General features: G+C 61.9%; 21 protein-coding genes, 1 tRNA gene, 1 other RNA gene and 1 pseudogene. 11 read left to right on the top strand and 13 right to left on the bottom strand.

Translation table 11 applies throughout. The features are described 5' to 3' along the window. On the bottom strand, positions 1–663 hold the full coding sequence (locus VSX56_RS16430; protein WP_350938650.1) for a DUF1441 family protein: 663 nt from the start codon (positions 661–663) through the stop codon (positions 1–3). A 168-nt stretch (positions 664–831) separates the two neighbouring features. Continuing rightward, on the bottom strand, positions 832–1,542 hold the full coding sequence (locus VSX56_RS16435) for a hypothetical protein (RefSeq protein ID WP_350938652.1): 711 nt from the start codon (positions 1,540–1,542) through the stop codon (positions 832–834). A 122-nt stretch (positions 1,543–1,664) separates the two neighbouring features. On the opposite strand from VSX56_RS16435, the gene VSX56_RS16440 reads away from it, so the two are divergent. From VSX56_RS16440 to VSX56_RS16450, 3 genes are all read left to right on the top strand, one after another. Beyond that, positions 1,665–1,952, top strand: a complete 288-nt coding sequence (locus tag VSX56_RS16440) for a hypothetical protein (protein WP_350938654.1) — start codon at positions 1,665–1,667, stop codon at positions 1,950–1,952. Positions 1,953–2,223: 271 nt separating this feature from the next. Beyond that, complete coding sequence (locus tag VSX56_RS16445; protein ID WP_339113274.1) at positions 2,224–2,472, top strand: hypothetical protein; 249 nt, start codon at positions 2,224–2,226, stop codon at positions 2,470–2,472. Between the two features lie 60 nt (positions 2,473–2,532). After that, entirely contained in the window at positions 2,533–3,291 is a 759-nt protein-coding gene (locus tag VSX56_RS16450) for a DUF4396 domain-containing protein (protein ID WP_350938657.1), read from the top strand. Between the two features lie 88 nt (positions 3,292–3,379). Here VSX56_RS16450 and VSX56_RS16455 read toward each other — a convergent pair whose 3' ends face one another. The 7 genes from VSX56_RS16455 to VSX56_RS16485 form a co-directional block, all read right to left on the bottom strand. After that, on the bottom strand, positions 3,380–3,910 hold the full coding sequence (locus tag VSX56_RS16455) for a hypothetical protein (RefSeq protein WP_350938659.1): 531 nt from the start codon (positions 3,908–3,910) through the stop codon (positions 3,380–3,382). After that, a complete protein-coding gene (locus VSX56_RS16460; protein WP_350938661.1) occupies positions 3,907–4,491 on the bottom strand; it encodes a hypothetical protein in 585 nt (194 codons plus the stop codon). Before VSX56_RS16460 ends, VSX56_RS16455 begins: the two co-directional genes overlap by 4 nt. Before the next feature lie 31 nt (positions 4,492–4,522). Further along, positions 4,523–4,714, bottom strand: coding sequence for a hypothetical protein (locus VSX56_RS16465; protein ID WP_350938663.1), 192 nt, complete (start codon positions 4,712–4,714; stop codon positions 4,523–4,525). Beyond that, the gene (locus VSX56_RS16470; protein ID WP_350938665.1) at positions 4,707–5,327 is read right to left on the bottom strand and encodes a hypothetical protein; all 621 of its coding nucleotides are present in this window, start codon (positions 5,325–5,327) and stop codon (positions 4,707–4,709) included. Before VSX56_RS16470 ends, VSX56_RS16465 begins: the two co-directional genes overlap by 8 nt. After that, a complete protein-coding gene (locus tag VSX56_RS16475) occupies positions 5,317–5,781 on the bottom strand; it encodes a DUF1937 family protein (protein ID WP_350938667.1) in 465 nt (154 codons plus the stop codon). The genes VSX56_RS16470 and VSX56_RS16475 overlap by 11 nt, the downstream gene beginning before the upstream one ends. Continuing rightward, positions 5,768–6,256: a hypothetical protein gene (locus VSX56_RS16480; protein ID WP_350938669.1), complete on the bottom strand. Its 489-nt coding sequence runs from the start codon at positions 6,254–6,256 to the stop codon at positions 5,768–5,770. Before VSX56_RS16480 ends, VSX56_RS16475 begins: the two co-directional genes overlap by 14 nt. 82 nt (positions 6,257–6,338) lie before the next feature. Then, positions 6,339–6,581, bottom strand: a complete 243-nt coding sequence (locus VSX56_RS16485) for a hypothetical protein (RefSeq protein ID WP_350938671.1) — start codon at positions 6,579–6,581, stop codon at positions 6,339–6,341. A 62-nt stretch (positions 6,582–6,643) separates the two neighbouring features. On the opposite strand from VSX56_RS16485, the gene VSX56_RS16490 reads away from it, so the two are divergent. The 6 genes and pseudogenes from VSX56_RS16490 to VSX56_RS16515 all read left to right on the top strand — a co-directional run bounded on the left by VSX56_RS16490 (position 6,644) and on the right by VSX56_RS16515 (position 10,021). Further along, positions 6,644–7,006, top strand: coding sequence for a helix-turn-helix domain-containing protein (locus VSX56_RS16490; protein WP_350938673.1), 363 nt, complete (start codon positions 6,644–6,646; stop codon positions 7,004–7,006). Positions 7,007–7,279: 273 nt separating this feature from the next. Further along, on the top strand, positions 7,280–7,429 hold the full coding sequence (locus VSX56_RS16495) for a hypothetical protein (protein WP_350938675.1): 150 nt from the start codon (positions 7,280–7,282) through the stop codon (positions 7,427–7,429). Positions 7,430–7,647: 218 nt separating this feature from the next. Next, positions 7,648–7,890 (top strand): annotated as a pseudogene (locus tag VSX56_RS16500) (DUF2312 domain-containing protein); the annotation flags it as partial. A 234-nt stretch (positions 7,891–8,124) separates the two neighbouring features. Further along, positions 8,125–8,433 carry a hypothetical protein gene (locus VSX56_RS16505; protein WP_350938677.1) on the top strand — a complete coding sequence of 103 codons (309 nt, stop codon included), beginning with the start codon at positions 8,125–8,127 and terminating at the stop codon, positions 8,431–8,433. An 84-nt stretch (positions 8,434–8,517) separates the two neighbouring features. Beyond that, positions 8,518–8,826 carry a hypothetical protein gene (locus VSX56_RS16510; RefSeq protein WP_350938679.1) on the top strand — a complete coding sequence of 103 codons (309 nt, stop codon included), beginning with the start codon at positions 8,518–8,520 and terminating at the stop codon, positions 8,824–8,826. Continuing rightward, positions 8,816–10,021, top strand: coding sequence for a tyrosine-type recombinase/integrase (locus VSX56_RS16515; RefSeq protein ID WP_350938681.1), 1,206 nt, complete (start codon positions 8,816–8,818; stop codon positions 10,019–10,021). Before VSX56_RS16510 ends, VSX56_RS16515 begins: the two co-directional genes overlap by 11 nt. An 82-nt stretch (positions 10,022–10,103) precedes the next feature. On the opposite strand, the gene VSX56_RS16520 is transcribed toward VSX56_RS16515, so the two are convergent. Then, a tRNA-His gene (locus tag VSX56_RS16520) sits at positions 10,104–10,180 on the bottom strand. Positions 10,181–10,309: 129 nt separating this feature from the next. Here VSX56_RS16520 and VSX56_RS16525 point away from each other — a divergent pair. Beyond that, positions 10,310–10,534: a DUF6324 family protein gene (locus tag VSX56_RS16525; RefSeq protein WP_339113285.1), complete on the top strand. Its 225-nt coding sequence runs from the start codon at positions 10,310–10,312 to the stop codon at positions 10,532–10,534. Between the two features lie 2 nt (positions 10,535–10,536). Here the strand turns inward: VSX56_RS16525 and VSX56_RS16530 are convergent, their stop codons facing one another. Further along, the gene (locus VSX56_RS16530; RefSeq protein ID WP_434096050.1) at positions 10,537–11,007 is read right to left on the bottom strand and encodes an MmcB family DNA repair protein; all 471 of its coding nucleotides are present in this window, start codon (positions 11,005–11,007) and stop codon (positions 10,537–10,539) included. Between the two features lie 117 nt (positions 11,008–11,124). Between VSX56_RS16530 and ssrS the strand changes: the two genes are divergently transcribed. Then, positions 11,125–11,283, top strand: a non-coding RNA gene (gene ssrS, locus VSX56_RS16535) — 6S RNA. A gap of 58 nt (positions 11,284–11,341) precedes the next feature. Here the strand turns inward: ssrS and VSX56_RS16540 are convergent. Both VSX56_RS16540 and fabB read right to left on the bottom strand, forming a co-directional pair. Next, positions 11,342–12,130 (bottom strand): enoyl-ACP reductase FabI, encoded by a 789-nt coding sequence (locus VSX56_RS16540; RefSeq protein WP_350938685.1) that lies wholly within the window; start codon positions 12,128–12,130, stop codon positions 11,342–11,344. A gap of 11 nt (positions 12,131–12,141) precedes the next feature. Beyond that, on the bottom strand, positions 12,142–13,368 hold the full coding sequence (fabB, locus tag VSX56_RS16545; protein WP_339113288.1) for a beta-ketoacyl-ACP synthase I: 1,227 nt from the start codon (positions 13,366–13,368) through the stop codon (positions 12,142–12,144). Position 13,369: the final 1 nt, after the last annotated feature.

Here is a 13,369-nt window from a genome sequence, read left to right on the forward strand (position 1 = left end):
CTAAAGCCCCATCTCGTCCTGACGGAACTCCGCCAGATCCTCCACCACGCCCGCACCGAGGATTGACCGCTCGATCCGCTCGCGCATCTTCATCACCACCTTGTCGCAGCGCGCCTCGACCTTCGCGACCTCCTCGACCCCGAGCCCGAGATCGCGCTCGAGATGGTCGGGCATCGTGCCGAGCGCTGTGGCCACCACCCCGATCAGGTCTTCCAGAAGCTCGGAGACCCTGGCCGCCCGCACCAGCTCGCCGCGCTGCTCGGCCACGCGGTTGCGGTGATACTCGGCCTCGGACCATTCGCGCAGCTGCTTGGCGGTCAGCCCGCCCTCTTCCTCTTCCTGCTCCTCATCGAGGTTGCGGAAGGCGAGCGACGCCTGCATCGCATGCGCCTCGCGCGAGGCCTTGGTCGCGCGGCTCTGTTCATCCCGCGTCCTACGCCAGGCATAGCAATGCGAGAGCTGGAACTCGTAGGAGACGCCGTTCTGACCCGCTGTCAGCACCGGCATGCCTTGGCCCACCCATTTGGTCACCGAGTTCTCGGAGACATTGAAGGCAATGGCGAGTTGCGCGCGGTTCATCACCCCATCCGACAGCCCGTCGGGCAGCGGATAGAGCGCGGTATTGAGCACGCTCCCGTCCGCCAGCGTGACAAGGTTGTCCATCGGACACGTCCTCCAATCTCGAGAATAACAACAACAACCCCAACCCCAACCCCACCTGCGGGAAACCCGGAAACAGGTGAACGTCACGGGGTGCGAATTACCCGCATGCGAGCTTTGCCCCGGAAGGACCCGTGGGCGTTAGGCGGCCTTGGGTGGGCCTGATCGGCCTTACCCGAACCGCTTGGCGATCATCTTGGCCAGTGTCCGGCCCAAGTTTGCGGGCAGTCGGGTCTCGTAGATCCGTTCGGCCTCAGCGAAGAAGCCCAAGCGTTTCTGATAGACCGGCACCTTGTCCGACAGGATCGCCACCCGCTCGGCGATCCCCGACGGCCCGCGCTTGTAGATATCCTGCGTGAGCCCCGCTTTGGGCACGAAGTAGCGCGCCCGTTTGGGTTTGCGCTTGCGCGAGGCCGTCGTCTCGTTGGCCAACCGGTCCCGCTGGGCATTCAGCACCGAGAGCACCTGATTGCGCTCGCCCGTCGACCAGTTGCCATAGGCATCGATCCGCGCGCCCTCGGCAGGGATCACCGACTGGATGATTCCCTCGAAGGCGAGGTTCTGCGAAAGCAGCTTCTCGAACCCCGTCTGCCCCCGTGGCCCGCCCTCTTCCTGCACCTTCAGGTAATGGCGCCGGCCAATCGTGGCCCGCTCCTCGACCGACGCCTCCAGATCGGAGCTGCGGGCTTTGCGAACCCGGAACGCATTCTGCGTGAACCGCGTGGGCCGGTCGAAGACAACCGTCATCCGCTCGGCCACCTGCGCCCGCGCCTCCTCCACCGTATCATTGAGCGCCCAAGTCGAGGCGATCACCACATCGCGCTTGGCCAGCGTGTCGAGCGCGGTGGTGAAGCCGGAGGTGTCGAGGATGGGGTTAGGCATCGGGCTCTCCTGATTTCATGCCCACACGGGTCATGCCGCGAGTTTGAGCAAGGCGACGTAGACACATCGGAAAGTTGCGATTACCATTATCAACACACGTTGGTGGGGAGGCAGTAGCAAGTATGCCCTATTTTCTTAACGAGCAACGCCGGCTGGTCGAATCCATCCGTGAGCTGGAAAGCATCATCGCCCGCCGCGAACCCGAGGAAGGGGCCGATAGGAGCGAGAGGCTTCTCACGCTCAGCCACCTGCTCGCCCAGAAGCATGTCGCGCTGGCAGATCATATCGCCCTTTGCGAGCGCCTCGATGTCGAGTTGCCACTCCTCGAAACAGTCCGCCATGATCTGGAGCGGACGCCTCTGGCCAATTTTACCGATATCTGGAAACAGAAACCTCCACTCGGTCTCTAGCCGTTGGAAAGACGTCCGGACGGGGCGCGCCCTTCTCGCCCGAAAGAGAATCAGTAGCCCGCTTATTATCGCCGCAACTGACACCGGAAGCCATTTTCAATAACTGATATTTTTCATTCATTCCTCTGATAGGTTTATTCGAAAGCTTTAATCGGTTTCTACGTCCTGAGGGCGCGAGGTCACCCTGCTTGTCCGGACCTTTGCAATAGACAGCGCAACCGGCGCGTGAGTAGATCTAGTCAACATCCATTGATAAGCCTCCTTAATACCGATGCACTACTTCACAAACGAGCAACACCGACTGGTCGAAGCGATCACCGAACTCACCCATCTGAGCGAGGAGGTCGCCAAGAGCGGCGAGGATGAAACCAGCCTCGAGGTCATCGACCGGCTGATCGAGGAGAAGCGCATGGCGCTCTCCATCCATGAGGAGTTGAGCGAGCATCTAGGTGTCGATCTGGTCCCTTCCTACGACATCCTCAACGAGATCGAGGTCGAGTACATGCAGAGTGACGCCTGAAGCGGAACTTTTCGGGGATGGGCCCATTGAGACCCTGTCCCCATTGAAAAGGAGCCCGCTTTGCCCCTCGCCCTGCATATCGTCGCCCTCATCTCTCTCGCCCTCGCCATCGTCTGCGCCATTTGGATCGCGCAGGACGAGCGAAAGAGGCCGCAGCATATGTGGATCATGAACCTCGTCTGGCCGCTCTGCGCGCTCTTCGGCAGCGTTCTGGTTCTGGGCTTCTACCTGTCGGTGGGCCGCGCGCCGCTCAAGACGGAACAGCATCACGACCATCACGGGCACCAGCATGGCCACGGTCATGATCACGGTCATGATCACGGGCACAATATGTCCGGCCCGACCATGAAAACCGTCGCCAAAGGCGCGCTCCATTGCGGCAGCGGGTGCACCCTGGGCGATATCATCGCCGAATGGCTGGCCTTCCTCCTTCCGGCGGTGGCCGTGGCCTTCGGCTGGCAATGGATCTTCGCCGAGAAGATCTTTGCCGTCTGGGTTCTCGATTTCGTTCTCGCCTTCGGCTTCGGTGTCGCGTTCCAGTATTTCGCCATCAAGCCGATGCGCGACATCTCCAGAGGCGAAGCCCTGAAAGAGGCCGTGAAAGCAGATGCCGCCTCGCTCACCTCGTGGCAGATCGGCATGTATGGCTTCATGGCCATCGCCCATTTCTGGCTCTTCCCGCAGGTGCTGGGCACCGAGCTGCGGACCAATTCGGTCGAGTTCTGGTTCGTGATGCAGATCGCCATGCTCTGCGGATTTGTGACGGCGTTTCCGGTGAACTGGTGGCTGATCAGGATCGGCGTCAAGGAGGCCATGTAAGCGCGCATGAAAAAGCCCGGCAACGGTTTTATCCGTTCCGGGCGCAGCTCTTGCGATGATGCCAATCTGGACGCTTTAGTTTTCCGCGTCAATCCTTTTTCTTCTGACACCGTTCCACAAGCGCCTCGAGGCCCCTCTGAAGGCGATCCAGATGTCGCGCCTGATCCCGACCTCCACCGCACAAACTGCCCAGAGACCCATCCCCCAGCACCACATGCGCGACCACAGGACGGGCGAATTGCGGCACATCGGCCCACATCCGGTGGAAACGCCGGCGCCGGTCCACATAGGCCGCCGCCCGATCCACCTGCCCCGACGCATCGACGACACCCAAGGCGGCCAGCGGATCACGCTGGCGCTCGCCCTCGGCGGCAAAGGCCAGCGCCCGCGCCACATGGGCCTGTGCTGCGGTGAGCTGTTCCTTGCGCTCGTAACGGTCCACCCATGTCTCGCGCCGCGCGCGGATCGCGCCCTCTGGGTTTTCCGCCTTGCCCGTTGCCCGATCGACCACGATCACCTTCTCGAAGGTCTTGCCGCGCAGCTGCGCCGCCGTCGTCTGGCCCAGATCCCATGGCGAGGCCGCCATCGATACTTTCAGCTTCCGCATTGCCTTGCTCATGCCCTGTCTCCTGCCTGCGCCAGTTGCGCGATTGCTTCGCATTTTTCCATTGCGGCCCGCCGCCGGTGGCGGAAGGCCATGTCGTCATCGGAGACATGTCGGCCGGCGGCCATACTCTCCTCGATCAGCATCAGGCGGCGCAGGTTTTCCCGCGCCTTCTCGCGCAGCTGACTGGCGGCGAACACGTTGGGCCAGCGGCGGGTATCCTTGACCGCGCGGCGCAACTCGGGCGCCCAGCCATCGCGAAAAGCCTCGCGCCCCATTCCGCTCGCAAAGACCGCGCGCATCAGCGGGCTGCCGGTATCTTCGGGCGGATCGATATCGCCCGCCTTGTCGAGGATCTGCGGGCCCGCCCAGATACGATCCTTGCGCGCCCCGCCCGGATGGGCCGCGATCTCTTCCTTGAGCGCCGCAAGATTGATCTCCGACATATAGGCGAGCTTCCCGCTCACCTCCGCCACCATCTCCTCGAAGCCCGCCTTGGTCACGGTCGAGGGGCGCCCGAGCCCCAGCCGCAGGAGCGGCTCGAAAAGCACCGCCCGCACACGCTTCTCGCCGGTCGCCTGTTCCGCACTGTCCATGTCACCTCTCCTTTTCTCAGCAGATCCCGAGTTATCCACAGGCGCGCCCGTCGATTTTTGCGCCGGACCGGAAGATTTCATTTCTTGTCATTTCTTCTCTTTTCTTTTCAGCGGCGCGGTTTTTGGAAAAAATAAAAAGCTCCAAAATCCTCCGCAAAAATTTCTGTTTCTTCCGGTGGAAGATTTCAGGAGGATTTGTGGAAGTTTTCGAAGGCTCAGCCACGGCTCGACAGATCCTCGAGCGCCTCGCGGATGCGCTTCAGCGTCGCGCTGCCGCCCGGATAAGCGGCCTCGATCCAGTCGCTGATCGCGTTCAGGCGCTCTTCGCTTTCCGCGATCCGCGCCCCGCCCGGTATGCTCTTTGCCAGATGCCCCGCGATGGTGCCAAGCCTTTTCCTCATCCGGTCATCGGCATGTTTGGCATCATTGCGGCGTTTGGATCCCAGCGCCTCCAGCGCGACCGCCGTGACGACCGGATGCGCGAGCCGCCTTTGGCCATTATCACATTGCACCGGCTGCCAGCCATGAAGCGGCGTCACCACGCGGCTGCTCAGCTCACGCCAGCGCGCCACGGGCATGCGCAAAAGGAAGGCAAGGCTTTCATCATCGCAAGGCAGTGTTCCGATCGGCGTCTCGTCCTGGGCGGCCCAGAACAGCTCCATCCCGAAGAACCCCACCTCCGGATCGGTATAGGCCCCGCGCCGGAACTCGCTCCCGCGCCAGCGCTTGAGGTTGAAGGTCACGAAGTAATGGCTGTCGAGCCGGTCGAGCGCCGAGATCGGGTAATCCGGCAGCCCGTCCTCGCTTACGACCGAGAAAACCGGCTTAGCGCCCATGACCCATCTCCTGTGCTTCGACCATCACCGGCACCCCGTGCGAGGCGGCCCATTGCACATCGGCCCAGACCTGCGGGCAGCGCGACCAGCCGCGGCTTGCCGGCACCCAGATCGCGCCTGCCGTGTTGCGGATCGGCGCCACCCAGCGCGACCACTGTCTGGGGTCGCGGATGCCCAGATGCATATCGGCATCGAGATAGGCGGCGCCGAGCACCACCGGGGACACCGCCCCCACCCTGAAGCGCGCCAGCTCGCTTGCCGCGCGTGCGGCATCGAGCACCACGGTCTCGGGGATCTGCCACCCATCGAGCACCAGCGGCGTCGAGACATAGACGATCCGCCCGCCCGAGCGTTTGGCGGCCTCGACCGGATCCACCCCGAAGATGATGGGTCCAGACCAGTCGAGCGGTTTGGCAGCGCGGGCCAAAGCGGCCCAATCCTCATGCGCGTTCATGGCGGACCACATTCGGCACCGTGGCCAGCGGCAGGCGTTTGATCCGATCGAGCGCGGTGAGCACGGCATCGCGCGCCTCCTCCAGCTCGCGAAGCACATTGGCATGGGTGATCGCGTCAATCTGATCGCCGCACTTGGCCACCTCGGAGGCCGCCTCGCCGCTCTCCTTGTAGATGCTGGCCGCAATCTCGATCAGGCTGGCCGCCTCGGCGATCGGCGACATGGCCACCTGATTGCGGCGCAGGCTGCGCATGTAATCATTGATGCGGTCGGATTTCGTCACATGCTGGATCACGATCGCATCCATGATCGTCCAGTCGAGCGAACCATTGCGCCGGCGCGAGAACTGCGCCGGATCGGTCATCTGCCCTGCGAACTGCTCATAGGCCGGCTGGAACCGCGCGGGGCCCCGATCGGTCACCAGCAGTTCGGAGAGAATTTCGGAAATATCCTCGCGGATCTTCGTCTGGATCATCGCGTCACCTTCGCAAGCGTTTTGATTTCCCCAACGTGAGTGATCGGGAAATAGTAAAAGGATGGACACATGCGGAAAATCATCAGAACTCCTGCCGCTGGTTTGCGGCGTCATATGCCCGACGTGCGGAAAGCAATTCCTGTGGCGTCAGCTCGATGCCGCGCCGTCCGGCTCCATGCAAAAGTGCGATGTCATAGGCTCCCGGGATCACCCCCCGCTGAAACCAGCGATGCACGGCGACAAGCTCTATGTCCGGACGCAACACGCGAGCATCCTCGAGCAGCGCCCTCCGCGAGGGCCAGCGTTCGAGAATTTCGATGATCATCGGTCTGTGTTCCATAGCCCCAATCGTTATGACCGTTTTGGTCATTGGTCAAGGTGGACATAATGGAAATTGCGACCAATTTGGTCACAGGCCAGAATTGGGACATGAGCAACGCCCAAGAAAAGCTCCTGTCGGAGCACACATATTCCGAAATGCGCCCAGAACGAATTGGGCATCGCCTCACTCTTCTCAGGGAGGCTTTGGGCATGGAAAAATCCGAAATCGCCGATGCGCTCGGCATCGAGCGGACTTACTGGTCCCGCTTCGAAAATGGCAAACGCCCCATCTCGGACACCACAGCAGCCTTGCTGTGCGAGAGATACGGCGTCACTCTGGACTTCCTGATCCTTGGAAGATGGAACACGTTGCCATTAGAATTGGCAACCAAGATGCGATCGGTCGAAGCAAGACTACAAGCCAACTGATCCAGGCTTTCCCCTGTAAAAATAGCGCGCCTCGCCAATTGGTAGAGGCGACAATCAGCATTCCTATAAGACATCTAAACCGCATTTGCTCCGAATAATCATGAGAACAAACAGTGCACATCGGAAGCGTCGTTATCAAGCCATTTTCGACCAACTTTACGCGTAGTGACCCGTTTGGTCATTTTTATTGTTGCAAATGACCAAACGGGTCACTAACTTCATCACAACGGCAGCGACATATGAGCCTGCCGCCCCTCAGGATGGAGCCGCGTCATGCAGACCTTTTACCAAGCAAAACGACCGAGATCGCCCATATGGGCCGCGCTCGGAATTGGCGCCGCCATCCTGTTCCTGCTGATCCATCTCGACCCGCTGGCGCAGATCACCTGCGCCCGATGGCAGGCCGAGAACCCTGCCTTCTGAAATCGGTTGCCTGTGAACTGCTCGCAACCCAACTGCCGGGCGGTGCGCTACTCGCCGCCGCCCGGACTTTTCTCGAGGAGCCCATCGTGAACGCCATGACGCCCATCCCCCAAAATACAGAGACGCCCGAGCTCCTCGCCCGTACGGCCCATAGCATCAGCCGCGCCAATGCCGGCAAACCGCCGACGAAACCCGATGCCGATTTCAAGGTAGCCGAGGACAAAGCCTATCAAGTGACCGGCGACGAGCTGCGTCAATTCATCGAGCAATTCGAAAGCCTCGAGGCCGAGAAGAAGGATATCGCGGAGCAGCAGAAGGACGTGATGGCCGAGGCCAAGGCCCGCGGCTACGACACCAAGATCCTCAAAAAGATCATCGCCCTGCGCAAACGCGACAGGAACGACATCGCCGAGGAAGAGGCGATCATGGACATCTACAAGCAGGCGCTCGGGATGGACTGACAGAATTTGGCCCCGCGTTTTCCGGCGTTTCCACGGGGTCAGATCGGGTGGTGCTGCAACGGGACAAGGGCCAGCACCACCCGCCCCTATGGGCTTCGGCCAGCGCCCTGCGAGGCGTTGCCCCAAGCTCCACCCCGTCCCGCTCAACGCGGGCCCGAAAAGCGCAAGCGGCCTTTTGCCCGACATCTCCGTAACGGTTCGCCGCTTCCGCCGCCTTGAATGGAAGGACGGCCAATGCAGACACATGCCACTCCACAAGATAAACCGCGCCGCCAGAACAGGCGCGCGGTGACCATCCCCGACGGGCTGGGCAAGACCGATTATTCGACGCGGCAGGTGAGCCTCTCGCGCGCGCCTTGGGACACCGACCAGAGCCTTCTGGCCGCACGCCCTGAGACAGCACCGCGTCAAGCCACCCTCCGCCAGATACCAAGCCCACAAAAGCCCAGCGGGCGGGCGCTTGGCAACATGATCCGCAGGACCGTGGCAGAGGAGCTCCGGCGGCTGCGCGAGGAGCAGGAGCCGACCGAGATCGACTTCTGAACCCCGCATGCTGATCGCCATCATCGCCGGCGCGGCCTTTGCCGCCTGCCTCACCATTCTCCTGCTATTCAAAGGAAGCCGCTGATGGGAGAACATTACCACAATTTCCACGGATCCGACATAACCTGGGACGCGACCTTCGCCCCCGTATCGGCCTATGGCTCGGATCAATGGGTCGCGGCCACGCTCGGCCGCCGGATCACGTGGTTCCGCAGCCATCGCGACAAGCTCGGGCGTGAAGGCTTCCCCAAACGCGATCCGCTGACCGGCCTCACCATCAAGGCCGATGTCATCGCATGGATCGAGAAACGCCGCCGCGTGAGCGACGGAATGACCGCACCGGCCCCCGCCGAAACGGCTCACCGACTGAAGGAAAGAAAGAATGCGTTTTAAGTCAGCGCTCTGGGACGGGTCCGACCCGCACTACGCCCCCTGCACCGTCAAATCGAAAGGCCGCGTCTACTGGCGCGCCACGAAGACCGCGCAGGGCATGGGTTATGTCGTGGGGCCGGTCGCCCTGCCCGGGCTCGCGGGCGACAACCGCGACGAGGAACGCGCCACGCTTGCGCGAGAGCTGACCCGCGATATGGTGCGCTGGATGGAGACGGCCGAGAACGAGACACGCCTCGAGTTCGGCACCTTCCACCACCTCATCGCCCGCTACCTGAGCGACGAGATCTCGCCCATCCGCGATGTAAAACAGAACACCCGCGAGCAATATCGCCATTATGGCAATTACTGGCGCGGCGCGATCGGCGACATGCTGGTGATGGATGCCGATTACGCGGCAATCCGGCGCTGGGAAGCGGCGATGAAGGAAAACGGGCGCAGCATCCATTTCATCGCGACCTCCTTCCGCCTTCTGCGGATCTTCGTCAATTACGGCGTGCAGATCGAGTTCGAGGGCGCGGCGAAACTCTCGCTGATCCTCTCGAAGACGCGCTTCAAATCCCCCAAGCCCCGCACCATCGCGCCCACGGCCGAGCAGATTGCAGCCGTGATCGAGAAGGCCGACGAGCTGGGCTACCGCGCCTTCGCCACGGGCTACATGATGCAATGGTGGTTTGCGCTCAGGGCAGTGGATGTACGCGGGCAGTATCTGCGCCCGACGGATGACGAGCGGACCGGGATCATGCGCGGCGGCCGGCGCTGGCAGGACGGGCTCACATGGGACATGATCGACGCCGATCTCACGCAGATCCGCAAGACGCCCTCCAAGACCGAGCGCAGCGATTCGGATGCGATGGTCTTCGATCTCACCGCGGTGCCCGAGCTGCGGGCGCGCCTCGACGAGACGCCGGTCAATAACCGCACTGGGCCGGTCTTCGTCGACAAGAACGGGATGCCCTACGACCGCCACCACTGGGCGCGGATGTTCCGGCTGGCGGCCCGGGCGGCGGGCCTGCCGAAGGAGCTGAAGATGATGGATGCGCGGGCCGGTGCGATCAACGATGCCAAGCGCCATGGCGCCACACCGATTCAGCTGCAACATCAGGCGAACCACACCAACATGCGCACGACCGACCGCTATATCAGGGAGAAAAATGTTTCGGTGGCCGAGGTGGTGAAACTGCGCCGTTCCACGTGAATCAGGCGCGGCCACAACGTCACAACAAACGGATACAACCCGTTACAACTCGGAGCGACGTTTCATCTAAGTTATTGAAAAATGGTACCGCTTCCCTGGCTTGAACAGGGGACCTCTGGATCCACAATCCAGCGCTCTAACCAACTGAGCTAAAGCGGCACCGTGAGGCGGGATTTACCGATTACGAATGGGGATTGCAAGGGGGGTGTAACAGGTTTTTGGCATTTTCCTTGCCTCATGGAATAATCACGTCTAGGCAACGCGCAAAGCCACAACCGGAGCACCGTTATGAGCATCAATAGCGAACACGACACCAGTGCCAATCTCCAGATCGGCCCGACCGATCTCGGCATGGTGCGAATCTACCTCGAGGGCGACGGCATCGATCTGCCGATGGATTTCGACCCCGATGAGGCCGAGGAAATCGCCGAGGAACTGCGCGCTGCCGCCGATGCCGCACGTCTGATCGCCTCCGAAGCCAGCTCCGGCAAATCCGGCAAGAAAAAGAAATAATCTCAGCGCGCGGCCTCGGGCAGGACCGGCACAGCCGGATCCCGATAGCCCTGAAGCCGCGCTGCAGCGATCCGCGCAAAATCCAGCGTCAAAGCCTTCCGGCGGGCGGGCGCGAGCCGCGCCTCGGGTGCCTCGCGCAGCATCTCCGCCCCATAGCCATCCGCAATGAAGAGCCCCGTCTCCTCCGGCAGAAGCTCCTGTGGAAAATCGGAATCCACGGCCCAGTAATAGCGGTCGCACCAGTCCAGATAGCCCTGCCATTTGTGATCCGACATGAAATCGGCGCGACTCGATTTGCACTCAATGATCCAGATCTCGCCCTTGCGCGAGAGCGCCATCACATCGGCGCGCAGTCGCGGGCGCAGGGGCATTTCCAGCACCGAGGCCAGCCCCAGATCGGTCAGCGCGCGCGCCATGCCACGCGCCAGAATCTGGCCGGGCTGCATGTCGGAGAGGGTCTGCATATCGGACATGCACTGCAGGATGAACGAAGCGCGAACATAAGTCCAGCCCCTGCCCTCTCACGAAAGCGCGTAAGATTGAACGAGGGGGCTTGCGAAGCCCCGCGCGCTTTCCTATCTGTGGGGAGACGGTTACTGCTCTTCTCGTAACGGGAACGTCTTTCCAGTGGCCTATACCGATTCCGAGGGAGCTGGCTCTGTCAGGGTCTTGGCCTTGTTACCTGGCGCCCACCTGATTTTTCAGGTCCTCGGGAAATTCAACCTCCCAACGGTTGCTGCGGTTTCCGTCACCTCATGAAAAAGGCCCCGAGTTTCCTCGGGGCCTTTTTCAATTCCATCTACCCGATTACAGGTTCTCGCTCTGCGGCATACCCAGAACGTGATAACCGCAATCCACCATGATGGTCTCGCCGGTGGTGCAGGCACCGTAATCCGACGAGAGCCACACTGCCGTGCCGCCGATCGATTCCAGCGTCGCGTTGGAGCGCAGCGGGCTATTGGCTTCGGTATGGCGGAAAGTCTTACGCGCGCCACCGATGGCCGCCCCTGCCAGCGTCTTCATCGGACCGGGCGAGATCGCATTCACGCGGATGCCCTGCGGGCCCAGATCATTGGCCAGATAGCGCACCGAGGATTCGAGCGCGGCCTTGGCCACACCCATCACGTTGTAGAAGGGCGTCACACGGTTGGAACCGGCATAGGTCAGCGTGATGATCGAGCCGCCATTCGGCATCAGTTCCTCGGCACGGCGGCCGATATCGATCAGGCTGAAGCAGCTGATCGAGAGCGAGTTCTTGAAGTTCTCGCGGGTGGTGTTGATGAAACGGCCCGCCAGCTCGTTCTTGTCGGAATAGGCGATCGCATGGACGATGAAATCAAGGCTACCCCACTCGTCTTTCAGACGGGCAAAAGCGGCATCCATCGACGCATCATCGGTCACATCGACATCGACCAGGAAGGAAGAGCCCAGCGATTCCGCCAAGGGCTGCACGCGCTTGCCGAACGCATCGCCCTGGTAGGAGAAGGCCAGCCCGGCCCCCTCTTCGGCCAGAGCCTTGGCGATCCCCCATGCGATGGAGCGGTCATTCGCCACCCCCATGACAAGCCCGCGCTTGCCCTTCATCAACTCGGCCATATGGCGTCCTCTTACTCTTGGAACTTGCTCATGACGAGCGATGCGTTGGTGCCGCCAAAGCCGAAGCTGTTGGACAGAACAGAATCATGGTCGACATTGTCGATCATCTGGGTCGCGATCTCTTCGGGACGCAGCGCAGGATCAAGCTCGGTCACGTTGATCGAGGGCGCGATAAAGCCCCCCTGCAGCATCAGAAGCGAATAGATCGCCTCGTTGACGCCCGCCGCCCCGAGCGCATGGCCGGTCATCGACTTGGTCGAGGAGATCGGCGCATGGTCTTCGCCCAGCACGCGGCGGACAGCTTCGACCTCGCGCACATCGCCCACGGGGGTCGAGGTGCCATGCGCATTGATATAGGTGATCTTGCGGCCTGCCGGCAGGGTCGAGGTGGCCAGCCGCATCGCGCGCTCGCCACCCTCCCCCGAAGGGGCCACCATGTCGTAGCCATCCGAGGTCGCGCCATAGCCCGTCACTTCGGCATAGATCTTGGCGCCACGGGCCTTGGCATGCTCCAGCTCTTCGAGCACCAGAATGCCGCCGCCGCCGCCAATAACAAACCCGTCACGGGTTGCATCAAACGCGCGTGCAGCGGTGGCCGGTGCGTCGTTATATTTGGACGACATCGCGCCCATCGCATCGAAGAGGCACGAAAGCGTCCAATCGACCTCCTCGCCGCCACCGGCGAACACGACATCCTGCTTGCCCATCTGGATCAGCTCGGCCGCGTTGCCGATGCAATGCGCCGAGGTCGAGCAAGCCGAGGTGATCGAGTAGTTCACACCCTTGATCTTGAACGGCGTCGCGAGACAGGCCGAGACGGTCGAGGACATGGCTTTGGTCACCATGAACGGGCCCATACGTTTGGGGCTACCCTTCTCGACGGTGATCGTATGCGCCTGGAACACGCTCGAGGTGGACGGGCCACCCGAGCCTGCCACGAGACCCGTGCGCTCGTTCGAGACCTGATCTTCGGCGAGACCCGAATCCGCAATCGCCTGTTGCATGGCGATATAGGCATAGGCCGCCGTCGGGCCCATGAAGCGCAGCTGGCGCTTGTCGATCAGCGCCTCGAAGTCCACTTCCGGCACACCGGCAACCTGACTGCGGAACCCGCGATCGGCATAGTCTTGCTGGAAGGTGATCCCCGATTTGCCTGCGCGCAGGCTCGCGGTGACTTCTTCGGCGGAGTTGCCGATCGGGCTGACAACGCCCAGACCGGTAATAACGACACGGCGCATA

Origin of the sequence: Thioclava kandeliae, assembly GCF_040297545.1 — a bacterium.
GTDB classification, from domain to species: Bacteria; Pseudomonadota; Alphaproteobacteria; order Rhodobacterales; family Rhodobacteraceae; genus Thioclava; species Thioclava kandeliae.